Annotated in this window: 7 protein-coding genes; 1 reads left to right on the forward strand and 6 read right to left on the reverse strand. The window is 45.6% G+C overall.

Going from position 1 to position 12375, the window contains the following annotated elements:
• Nucleotides 1-629: 629 nt before the first annotated feature.
• The 6 genes from ACTQ53_RS10615 to ACTQ53_RS10640 all read right to left on the reverse strand — a co-directional run bounded on the left by ACTQ53_RS10615 (nucleotide 630) and on the right by ACTQ53_RS10640 (nucleotide 8163).
• Nucleotides 630-1337 carry an ABC transporter ATP-binding protein gene (locus ACTQ53_RS10615; RefSeq protein WP_295347538.1) on the reverse strand — a complete coding sequence of 236 codons (708 nt, stop codon included), beginning with the start codon at nucleotides 1335-1337 and terminating at the stop codon, nucleotides 630-632.
• A gap of 159 nt (nucleotides 1338-1496) precedes the next feature.
• Nucleotides 1497-2894, reverse strand: coding sequence for a DUF5687 family protein (locus tag ACTQ53_RS10620; RefSeq protein WP_441932997.1), 1398 nt, complete (start codon nucleotides 2892-2894; stop codon nucleotides 1497-1499).
• Between the two features lie 241 nt (nucleotides 2895-3135).
• Complete coding sequence (locus ACTQ53_RS10625; protein WP_089544108.1) at nucleotides 3136-4092, reverse strand: glycoside hydrolase family 43 protein; 957 nt, start codon at nucleotides 4090-4092, stop codon at nucleotides 3136-3138.
• A 61-nt stretch (nucleotides 4093-4153) separates the two neighbouring features.
• Nucleotides 4154-5275: an endo-1,4-beta-xylanase gene (locus ACTQ53_RS10630; protein ID WP_441932998.1), complete on the reverse strand. Its 1122-nt coding sequence runs from the start codon at nucleotides 5273-5275 to the stop codon at nucleotides 4154-4156.
• A 183-nt stretch (nucleotides 5276-5458) separates the two neighbouring features.
• Entirely contained in the window at nucleotides 5459-6892 is a 1434-nt protein-coding gene (locus ACTQ53_RS10635) for an MFS transporter (RefSeq protein ID WP_294967336.1), read from the reverse strand.
• Between the two features lie 65 nt (nucleotides 6893-6957).
• Nucleotides 6958-8163: an SGNH/GDSL hydrolase family protein gene (locus ACTQ53_RS10640; RefSeq protein WP_441932999.1), complete on the reverse strand. Its 1206-nt coding sequence runs from the start codon at nucleotides 8161-8163 to the stop codon at nucleotides 6958-6960.
• 246 nt (nucleotides 8164-8409) lie between these two features.
• On the opposite strand from ACTQ53_RS10640, the gene ACTQ53_RS10645 reads away from it, so the two are divergent.
• Nucleotides 8410-12327 (forward strand): two-component regulator propeller domain-containing protein, encoded by a 3918-nt coding sequence (locus tag ACTQ53_RS10645; RefSeq protein WP_441933000.1) that lies wholly within the window; start codon nucleotides 8410-8412, stop codon nucleotides 12325-12327.
• The last annotated feature ends 48 nt before the right edge of the window (nucleotides 12328-12375 follow it).

The following is a 12375-nucleotide window of genomic DNA, read 5'->3' on the forward strand; positions in this document are numbered from 1 at the left end:
ATAGCTCAATACATGGGGGCTACTCGCCCCCAAACCCCTCGGTGTTTTCAGGTATAGATTATTAAGCCTGAAACCCCCTCAGATTTTTGCACTTCTATTGAGAACTTGCCGGTTCGGTCATCTATTATGACCAGCCCCAATCATCTATTATGACTAGTTTCTGTCATCAATGATGGCCGAGCTTTGCAATAAGGTGAAGAGTGGTGAAGAGTGAACAAGCACTCTTCACCTCTCACAACCCCAGTGTTTATCGGGGTTTCAGGGGAATCTGTGAAGAGTGAAGAGTGAAATCGAGAGTAGGGTTTTTCTCACGCAAACCGACTCCACCTGCAACCAGAAAGCTTCTGCCGAATCGTAGTAACAGTCCTATTGAAATTTATCTCCCGACGTATTATTTTATGCCTGGCAATGGCACTATATTGCCCCAGTTAAGGGCAACTTTGTGCCATTACCAGGCAAAAAGTGGAATAAGCCTTCTTTCGAATTTAAATAAGGCTCATTCGTTGATGCTCCATACTTTACTGGCTGAGTAAATAAACTGGGTTTTTAAAAAAAGAATCGCCAGGAAGCAATTCTGTTGCTTCGCTGGCGATTCAGAGAGGGAGATTTATCTATGTAATATCGTGTTCTTATTCCGCCTGAATACCGAAGTACTCGTTGAGTTCGGCGATGGCAGCGCCATCAGCATTCGGAAGATCCTTCACCAGCTTGCCTTTCTCCAGCAGCAGGATACGAGAGGAGATGTCGGCAACGAAGTTGAGGTTATGGCTGGAGATGATGACCGTGGTGCCCTGCTCCTTGCAGATGCGCTGAATCATGTGGGCGATAGTCATCTGAGAAGATGGGTCGAGATAGTTGAATGGCTCATCCAGGAGAAGAACCTTCGGATTGATGATCATCGCTCCAATGATGCCAATCTTCTGTCGGTTGCCCTGAGAGAAATCACGGAGATACTTCTTGGTTCCCATGATTTCATCGTGCATAAAGCCCTCAAACTGCGCCAGTCGCTCCTGCAGGGTTTCATCGTCGATATTATAGACATCAGCGATGAAATCGAAGTATTCCTCAGGGGTGAGGAAGTCGATGAGGAATCTGCCGTCGATGTAACTGCCGGTATATTCCTTCCAGGTTTCACTCTCGTTCACCTTCTGTCCATTGCTTTCCACGAAACCATCATCCGCCTGAATCAGGTCGAGAATCAGGCGGAGCAAGGTGGTCTTGCCCGCACCATTATTACCTACGAGTCCTATCAACTCGCCATTTGCAACACCCAGATTATCAATATCGAGTACGGTATTGCCATTATATATCTTTTTGAGATTCTGAATCTTGATCATATTACTTTGAACTTAATTGTTACTTTGAACTTTGAGCTTTGAACATTGAACTTTATGATTACTTTGAATTTTGAACTTTATGATTAGTAAAGCTATTGAATTGGCTTTCCCTTCGGCCGCCGAACGTTGTTTCTTCACTCTTCGTTCTTCACTCTTCACTTAACTCATGAACTTCTCCATGCGCTTGTACTTGTTCTTCTCGAAGATGGCAGCAATCTTGGCGATGAACCATTTATGGATGGCGATGCTGATGACTGCCAGCGCTACGCAGGTGATAAACCATGCCGTCTCACCGAAGAAATGATAGATGGCACAGACACCTGCCAGCGGGAAGAGGAAGGCGATGGCATAAAGATTAATCTTCAGATTCGCTCCCTGCATGCTGAACATGGAAGTCTGGAATATCTCCAGACGGGAAGAGAAGAGTGCTGTAGGCAGATTGAAGAGATTGATGAATACTGCCAGACAGAAACCGCTGATAAGCACCTGGATTCCGATTCCTGCCTGCAGGAAAAGGAACGGAAGGGTGAGCAACAAGGCGACAGCACTCACTACCATATAATAATAGAAGCAATTCTGCAGCATCTGCTTCACCTTTACCGGCTTGGTCATCAAACCATGGAAGAAGTTTGCCTCAATACCAAAGGTCCATTGCGACAATACCACCGATGGCAGCAGGATGGCACCTGCCACATAGAGGGTAGTCATAGCCACCTTGTCCCCCATTTCCTGTCCCGGCTCTAAAGGCATCAGGGCGAAGAGATAGGCATCGAAAAGGAAGATGGCGGTAATCATAATCACCATCGTACGGACACGCTTTGCTCTCAATGTGCCGATATATTGCAGACTGAAGAGGTTGACATGGCTGAATCCACGGAACCTGGAAACCTTCTGTTTCTGCTCGTTATAAATCTTTTCGTGATAGAGATAGGCGGTAAGTCCGGTGAATACCGCTCCTGCAAGGAAGAAGAGACCTATCCATCCCATATATACCGGGAAGAAGGAAGCCACAAACATATATCCTATCAGCACGGCAAACATTCCCATCCATCCCAATATCAAAGGCCATTTCAGAATCCACTCCGTAGCCTTGCGGTAACAGGTGATGTAGATGCCGTTGATGAAAGAGAACTCCAGGAACAGGAAAAAGCTGGCTACAGCCTCAGCTGCCGGCAGAAGATAGATGAACACCGGAAGCGTAAGCACCGGAAGCACATAGTTCCAGAAGCTCACGAGATTGGTAGTGAGCAGGAACTTGTTCCAGATTTTCTCAGGCACAGGGCGCGACTTCACATAATCATCCATTGCCGTAATATCCCGCTTCATCACCATCTTCATGATGATGTCAGGAATCAGCATACCGATTACGATGCCCGCACCCAATAATGCCGGCATATCTTCTCCCTTCAGTTCTCCTCCACTCTCGGTGAAGCCCTGGAAGAAGCTGAAGCCCACCACCACATACAGGAAGATGATGTAGCAAGCCACAAAGGCGTCTCTCTTGCGGAAGTTACGGCGCTGTTGCAGCCACCATAACCTTAACAGTAATTTCAACATAATTCATTCTTTTCAATGGTTTACGGGCACAAAGGTAAACAAAAAACTTAGAAATCTATAACAAAACGAAAGAAATAACTTAAAAATAACATTAGATAAGAAACAATTTACAAGAAGAAACAAAAAGTTATAAGAAAAAATAAAAAAGCAGCACCTTCGTCACGAAGATGCTGCCCGTTTCTAACTAACACTAACTCATGTATCAACTATTCATCAAACTATTAAAACCTAAAAATCAATTCTATTTTACCGGCAAGATGTTACCCTCCTCATCATAGAAGAGAGGAGCCACCTTTACGCTGCGAAGCCAGGTTGTATCATTTGATGGCACGCAGTCGTGATGGAACAGATACCACTGTCCCTTGTACTCACAGATGCTATGATGGGTTGTCCAACCTACTACAGGCTCCAGGATGACGCCCTTGTAAGTGAACGGTCCATAAGGATTATCACCTACTGCATAGCAGAGATAATGGGTATCACCGGTAGAGTAGCTGAAGTAATACTTGCCCTTATACTTGTGCATCCAGCTAGCCTCGAAGAAGCGATGAGGATCATCGGCTGGCAATACCTTACCCTCCTCGTCAACAATGACAACAGGCTTTGGCATTTCAGCAAACTGCTGTACATCATCTGTCATCATAGCTACACGAGATGGCAACGGATTCTCCTTGCCTTCTGGAAGATGCTCATCCTTCAGTGCCTTGTTGTCCTTGTACCACTGAAGCTGACCGCCCCAGATACCACCGAAGTAGCAGTAAATCTTGCCGTCATCATCCTTGAACACACAAGGGTCGATGCTGTATGACTTGCGGATAGGGTCGGCATTCGGAACGAAAGGACCTTCAGGCTTATCAGCCACAGCCACACCGAGATGGAACACGCCATTATAATCCTTGGCAGAGAAGATGAGATAGTACTTGCCATCCTTCTCCACTACATCGTTGTCCCACATCTGCTTCTCAGCCCATGGCACATCCTTTACATCGAGAATCACACCATGATCGGTTACCTCACCTTCCATCACATCGTCCATAGAGAGAACATGATAGTCTTTCATCTGGAAGTGACCGCCATCATCGTCGAAGCTTTCACCGCTATCCCAGTCATGAGATGGGTAAACATACAGGCGACCGTTAAACACATTGGCAGATGGATCTGCCATATAATCCTTTGGGAACAAATATCTTGCTTTCATTGTTATCTTATATTTAAAGAGATTGATAATATTATCTTAAGAGATTCTATTTGAAGAGATCTTATTTAAAGAGATTGACGATTTCCTTCACCACTGGCTTCACCTCGTTGTTGCGGTCGATGAGCAGCGGATAGTTGGTTCTGCCTGGGATAGGCCAGCCATTCAACCAAGAGTGACCATCGTTGACACCCCAGAAGGTAACACGACTGATGACATCCTTGTGACGCTCTACAATCTTGAAGAGATCGAGATAACGCTGGTTGAAGAGCTTCTGCGCCTTCTTGTCAAGACCCTTCACGTATGGATTGTACTTCTTCTGAAGTTCAAACTTCTGGCTGATTTCCGCACCGCCGAATCCTTCCGGATTAGGAAGCATGTTCATATCCAGCTCAGTCAGCATCACCTTTACGCCTTCACCAGCAAAAGCCTCGATGCTCTTCTCATACTCAGCATAGTCAGGATAATCAAAACCATTGTGGCTCTGCATACCTACTGCATCGATGCGGAGACCCTTCGCCTTCAAATCGCGAACCAGCTTGCAGATAGCCTCTCGCTTGGCTGGCTTCGAAGTAGAATAATCATTGTAGTAAAGCTCTACGTTAGGATCAGCCTCATGCGCAAAGCGGAAAGCCAACTCGATGAACTCCGGACCGATAATCTTATAATACAAAGACTTGCGGTAAGAGCCATCATCCTCGAATGCCTCGTTCACTACGTCCCAGCCCTTTACTCTACCTTTATAATGAGTAACCACGGTCATGATGTGGTTATACATTCTGCCGATGAGCACTTCACGGCTTACCAGATTACCCTTAGCATCGGTAAACATCCACTTAGGTGGCTGAGAATGCCAAACCAGACAATGACCTATCAAGGTCTTGCCGTTCTTCTCTGCCCAGTCAGCGAGTTTATCGCCATCGGTGAAATCAAAGCGATTCACCTCCGGATGATTCTTCTCACCCTTCATACAATTCTCGGCTACCACCTGGTTAAACTGTTTCTTCACTACTTCCTCACCTGCCGGGTCTTGTCCGTCAGTCAGAGAAGTATTAACCGCTGCACCAACCAGGAAATATTTGCCCATAGTTTCCTGGAATGTTGGGATTTGAGCGTTATTACTTTTCTGGGCAAAAGCTGCAGAAGCAAGCATCAAGCCCAAGGCAAAAGTCGATATTCTTTTCATTGTACACTTATTATTTTATTCAAGTTTCGCAAGTTCAGAAGTTAAAGAAGTTAAGGAGTTATCGCTCCCTACGGTCGCTGAGGAGTTAAGACAATAGTCTTTTTGGCGCAGTTTTTAAGCAGCGAGACATACGTCCTAACTCCTTAACTCCTTTAACTTCCTAATATGCTAAAATTCAGTATCTTATTTTTCTTCCTGATGACGAGCTTCAATCTTCTTGTTGATATCGTCGATGACCTCATCTGTCAACTCATATTTAGAGATGATGAACATCGCCAAACCCAGCAGGATGGCAGGAATCACGCATACCAGCCAGCGGATACCCTCCTGTGCCAGCGCACTCTGCTGCTCCAAATCATTCATGAAGTAAGCACCGGCAGCATTACCAACCGACATCATGGCGAAGGCGGTGATAAAGAAGAGAGCCACGATACGGAGAGGACGGTTATGGAAAAATTCTGTCCACAGGTCGCTCACCTTAACGTTCTTGGTTTCCTTCTCGTCCATTACCACACGCTCCTTGGTCTGGGTAAAGCAGAATACCAGAAGGGCGAAACCTACCAGAGCATAGATCAGCATGGCAACAAACCAGGCATTACCATCGATAGGAAGCGAGTTGCTCTCTTGAGCTGCCGCAGCCTGATAACCGGTCCATGCAAGGACTGCACCAGGAACAACACCACCCAAAGCCATACCAGCCTTGTAGAAGATACCGGTCAGGGCATTGACAATACCGGCAATACGCTTGCCACTGGTATATTCAGCATAGGAAATAACCTCAGGAATCAAAGCCCACATATAACCTGTAGCTACGATAACACCTGTTGACTTGATGAACTGTGCAATATAAACCAGCGTGATATAATCCTTTACTGGTCCCATCTTGCTGATGAAATAAAGCATCGCCATACCCACGATAGCCACAGTAAGGAAGATGTAGAACATATTCTTCTTGCCTACCTTTTTCTTGATGGCAGGCACCAGCGGCATAAAGATGAAGGATGGCAGAGAACCCAAACCCATGAAGAGCGCCATTTCGATAGGGAGATCCTTGGCTGCTGCGAGCATGGCTACCAGGATTGGAACACCTGCCGATACACAGAGTCCACCCACATTTGCCATGAACATACGTACAGAGGTGAGAATGGTTATCTCATCTGTATCGCGAGTCAGCGAAGAGTTCAAGGCTCCGTAAGGCACATTAATCAATGTATAGAGCATTGACAAGCCTACGTATGTTACGTAAGCATAGATGAGCTTGATGGTTTCTGTCTGTCCTTCCATACCATTCCAGAAACAGAGGATGGCAAGTACGGTGAGTGGCAAACCCGCCAGGACGAGATATGAACGATACTTACCCCAACGTGGATTATGCTTATCTACATAAGTTCCCACCAATGGGTCCCAAAGTACATCGACCAGGCGAACCACCAGGAACATGGTAGCAGCCACACCCGGATTGAGTCCGTAGATGTCGGTGTAGAAGAACAACAAATACATACAGATGGTCTGGTAGATGAGGTTTTGTGCCAAGTCGCCAGATCCGAATCCGATGCGTTGTAGCCAATTCAGTTTGTAGAATCCCTTAGATTCCTGTGATACAGTTGTCTGTTCCATATTTTATTCAGTCATTAAGTTTACACCTTATTATATATATAACATAAAAGATGCATATAATATATTTACTTCAATTTCTCTGCGGCAAACTTGCCCATTGCCTCATATCCCTTCGGATTGAGATGCAGCCAGTCGTCAGAATACTCAGCCTTCAGACGCTGAGGGTCTTTCGGATCGCGGGTCAGCTCATCGAAATCGATGACCTCGTCGAAGGCACCACTTTTTCTGATCCATTCGTTCACGGTCTGTCGCATAGCCTCATGCCAGAAAGAATACCATCCGTTGCCCTTGGTTGGGGTGATGGTTCCGCCATACACCTTGATTCCCTTTGCCTTGGCTTTCGCTATCAGCACCTTGTAGCAGGCAATCAGGGTATCTGTTACATGCTCATAATTTCCACCGCAGCAACCGATATCGTTGGTTCCCTCGAAGATGATGAGTTTATCTACACCTGTCTGTCCCAGGATATCACGGTCGAAACGTTTCATAGCTGGTTCGCTCAATCCACCTTGCACTACACAGTTGCCGCCGATACCGAGATTCAATACGCCGTATGGCTTCTCTGCATTCAGAGCATCCGAGAGGAAATCGGTCCAGCGGTTCTGATGGTTAGTAGTACTTCCACGGCCATCGGTAATAGAGTTTCCGAGGATAGCCACCACTGGGGTAGCCTTATCGGTCTTCACATCAATGGCAGAAAGATTGTACCAGTGGTCAGCCTTTTCCTGCTTATCGAAAGCTGCATCTGCAGGTTTCACCGCCTTGCCCTTTACATTACTTACTATATAAGAGGTAGTACGTGAACCACGATGGGATGTTGCATTCACTGGAGTCTGCTTGCCATAGTCGATGGTAATCGTAAGGCGCTGTCCACTCTTCAAGGCATATTTCAAATCATCTGAGAAGATAGCCTTGCCTGGAGCAATGGTTACATTCTTCTTGCCATTGAATTTAAGATACTTCACCGTCTTGGTCAGAATTCCCCAATTGCTTGGAACATCAGTATCTGCAATATACACCGATTTGATTTCCACCGGTTCCTTGCTCTGCTCATTGCTGAGCTTCACTCTGAGTTCCTCTCCGCCAAAGGAAACATGAACTATCTGTCGACAAGAACGGTTGCTCAAGCTTTCCTTAGGCATATCTCCTTTACCAGTCCATTCAACAGCAGTCGCCCAAGAACCCTTCCACACTTTCTGTGCGAAAGCCAAGCTACTACTTCCTGCCAGCAAGAGAGCCAACAATAAAATCTTTATTGTTTGTTTAGTCATTGTTTTACATTTTTGTTAGTCACAATTCGCTATTCACGATGCAAATGTACAAAAAACTATTGAAAGCTCTTTAATATCTAGTTACCAGAACGTTTCTATTTGTTTCATAGACAAAATAAAAGCATAAAAGACAAAGAAACAAAAGGAAACGAAACATATTATCGCATTTTTATTTGTTGCTTTCGCAGTTTTTTACTACTTTTGCAGCAACAATAACCAAACAAGAACAAGTAAACGACCAAAAATATGAAGTATACCAGGAAATGCCTTGCGGCACTTATCGCACTCCTCGCCTCACTCATGCTATGGGCTGATGGTGGCGAATTATTCACATCTGGCAAACTGTCCAGTTCGCTCATCAATTGTGTCGTACAAGATAAGTACGGATACATTTGGGTAGGTACGGAATATGGACTGAGCAAGTTTGACGGCTACAGATTCACCAACTATCTGCACGACGAGAAGGATACGACATCCATCACAGACAATATCATTTCAGATCTCCTTGTTGATAAGAAAGGTGACCTGTGGATAGGTAGTGCCAAGGGACTGATGCGCTATAATTATGAGACGAATGACTTCACTCGTCTCAATTTTCCTGATGGCAGAAAGCCACGCATCTACTCTATCGTAGAAAATCACTGTGGTGATATTCTGTTGGGAACTGCCGGCTACGGACTTTATTCCGTAAAGAAAGCAGCTTCTGACAAAGCAGCAGATAAGCAGTTCCTGATTAAGCAGGAAAGACAATACGCAGAGCGCGACTTCGACGTATTCTTTACCCATATCTATGAAGACCAGCACCACTATCTATGGCAGAGTAGTCACCTATCCACCTTTACCCGATTCATCGAAAACAAGGGAAAGGTGAACCGCAAAGACTTCAAATCGCCATACGGAGCGCCAGTGGCTTTCATACAGCATCGTCCACAAACCCTGCTCATTGTATGTATGTATGGCATCATCTATTATGACTATAAGACGGGCAGAATAGCAGATGCCGGCTACGACTTTGGCACCTACGCCAATAACGTAACCATCAATAATGCAACCTTCGACCATGAGGGAAATCTCTATATCAGTACCTCTGAGCATGGAGCATTGCTGATCAGGAAAGGAAGCAACCGGGTGGAGCAACTGGAAAGCAGCAACAGTAACTTCGATCTATCCACCGCCTTCGTCAATGACATCATCGAAGACAAGGACAACAACCTCTGGATAGGATGCTATAAAAAGGGACTCTATCTCATCAACCAACGCCAACAGGCTTTCAACTCATGGAGTTTCTCAGCACAAAACTATATAATAGGTAGTAGTGTATCCTCTATTGCGCCAGGCGATAGAGGAGAAACATGGTGTACCGTACAAAACAGTGGCGTCTTCTGCTTTGATGCTTCAGGAAAGATTATCGCTCATCCTCAATCACCAGCCGGAACCTGTATCATCTACAAAGACAAGCGTGGCAGCTATTGGATCAGCAATAGTAGTGCACTCTACAGCTATAATCCATATACTGGAGCTTACCAGCAGAAAATCAGCTTTACCAGTGCCGGCATCTATTGTATGACTGATGACAACCAGGGAAACCTCTACATTTCGGTCTACAGTAAGGGACTATATATATATAATGTGGAAACCGGTAACGTAAAGATCCTCAATATGAGTACCCGAGGTAAAAAAGGTTACCTCTGCAACGACTGGGTTCGCAGTATGGCTCTTGACCACACCGGACATCTATGGATTGGTACAGCCAACGGTGTATCCTGCCTCAACACGCAGACACTCAGCTTCAAGGATTTCGGATGGCACAATATCCTAAAAGACAAGCAGATAAATGGCATTTGCGAAGGAAAGGACGGAGACATCATGATGGGTACTGAAAAAGGACTCTATCTCTTCGACCGCAAAAAGAACAAGGTGGTAGACTTCCCTCACGCTGAAGCATTAACAGGCAAGCAGACATGTGGTATCGTAAGAGACCACAAGGGCGACTATTGGGTTAGCACAACCATGGGAATCTGGCAATATGACACAAACGCCAAACGATTCATCGGACACATCAATGGCAACGGACTCACCACACGTGAATATGTTTTAGGTTCCATGATGCATACATCCGATGACATGGTAGCCTTCGGCACAAGCGACGGCATCACCACTTTCTATCCTAACGTAGTGAGAGCCAACAAGATGGAGATGGGTAACGTATACCTTACCAACTTCATCAAAGCCGGAAAGGCAACCAATTGTCTCAGCGACAACTTCAAGATACCATACTCAGAAAACTCATTCACATTGGAGTTCTCTCTGCTCAACTATAAGAACACTGACAATATCAGTTTCCAATATCGCATCAATGGCGGCAACTGGAGCAGCACCAACGAGGGAACTAATGCCGTATCCTTCAACAAGTTGAAGCCTGGCAATTACAAGCTGGAAGTAAGAGCCACCAGCAATGGTCAATATTCGAAGAAGCCAACTGTCATCAACATCAAGGTGTGTAACCCTTGGTATGCATCACCAGAGGCCTATCTTCTCTATTTCCTGGCCATCGTGAGTGCTGTTTTTTACGTATTCTATACTTACGAACGCCGTCGCAAAGCAGACTTAGAGGAAACCAAGATGCAGTTCCTCATCAATGCCACTCACGACATCCGTTCACCGTTGACCCTGATTATGGGACCTCTCAACAAGTTGAAGAATAGACTAGAAGACGCAGAGAGCAAACAGGATATCGACATGATAGACCGCAATGCCAAGCGACTTCTGCTCCTGGTCAATCAGATTCTTGACGAGCGCAAGATAGACAAGAACCAGATGCACCTGCATTGCCAGAAGACCAACCTTAAGGAGTTCCTGCGTGGCATAGTATCTCTCTACAACTTCAATGCCCAGGAACGTAGCATCACTCTTAGCCTGAAGGAGGACGAGACCCTAAACGAGGAAGGCAACCTGCAAGTATGGATAGACCGCATCAACTTTGACAAGGTTATTTCCAACTTACTCTCCAACGCCATGAAGTATACCTCGGATGGCGGTGATATTACGATTATCATAGGAAAGAATGAGAAGAGTGCCATCATCAAGGTTGAAGATACAGGTATCGGACTGAAGGAAGAAAAGACTGACCGCCTCTTCGACCGTTTCTATCAAGGCAATAACAACAGCGACATTCATATCGAGGGAACCGGAATTGGTCTGAACCTCTGCAGAGCCCTCGTCAAGATGCATGGAGGAACTATCAGAGCCTATAATCGCACCGATGGAATCAAGGGTTCCTGCTTCGAGGTAAACATTCCATTGGGCAAGGAACACCTCAAGCCAGAGGAGATCCTGCAGGAGGATGGCACAAAAACTGCCGAATCCACCGGTAAAAGAACGCAAGCCAACCGCAATTTCAATATCCTGATAGTAGATGACGATGCAGAGATTGCACATTATATCAAGACCGAACTGAGCGACTGGTATCGATTTGAACATGCCTGCAACGGAAAGGAGGGTCTCAAGATGTTGCTCACCAGCAAATATGATCTCGTGATAAGCGATGTGATGATGCCGGAAATGGATGGTGTTACCATGCTCAAGAAGATAAAGAGTAACACTAACGTAAGCGATATTCCAGTCATCCTGCTCACCTCCAAGAGCGAAGTAGAAAACCGACTAGAGGGATTGCGTAAGGGTGCTGATGCCTTCCTGGCGAAGCCTTTCAATATGGAAGAACTTCATATTCTCATCGACAACCTGGTAGACAATGTCCGACGCATCCGTGGCAAATACAGCGGCGCACAGGGACAGAAAGCTAAGATAGAGCAGATACAGGTGAAGGGCAACAACGATGCTCTCATTGAGAGAGTGATGAAATATATGAACGAGCACCTGGCCGACCCAGACCTCAACGTTGAAAAACTGACAGAGGATGTAGGCATCAGCCGTGCCCAACTGCACCGTAAGCTGAAAGAAATAGCAGGCGTCTCTGCTGGTGAATTCATCCGTAACTTACGATTGGAGCAAGCTGCACGTCTTATCGAAGAAGGACAGATTAATATCACGCAAGTAGCTTACTCTGTGGGATTCAACAACCAGACCCATTTCTCTACAGTGTTCAAGAAACACTATGGCATGTCACCAAGTGAATATGCTGAAACAAAGAGAAATAAGAAATAAACAACAAATAGAAGAGAATAAGGTATTTTTTCGTATCTTTGCAGCAGA

The sequence above is a fragment of the Prevotella sp. Sow4_E9_plate genome, from assembly GCF_052116205.1.
Taxonomy (GTDB): Bacteria; Bacteroidota; Bacteroidia; order Bacteroidales; family Bacteroidaceae; genus Prevotella.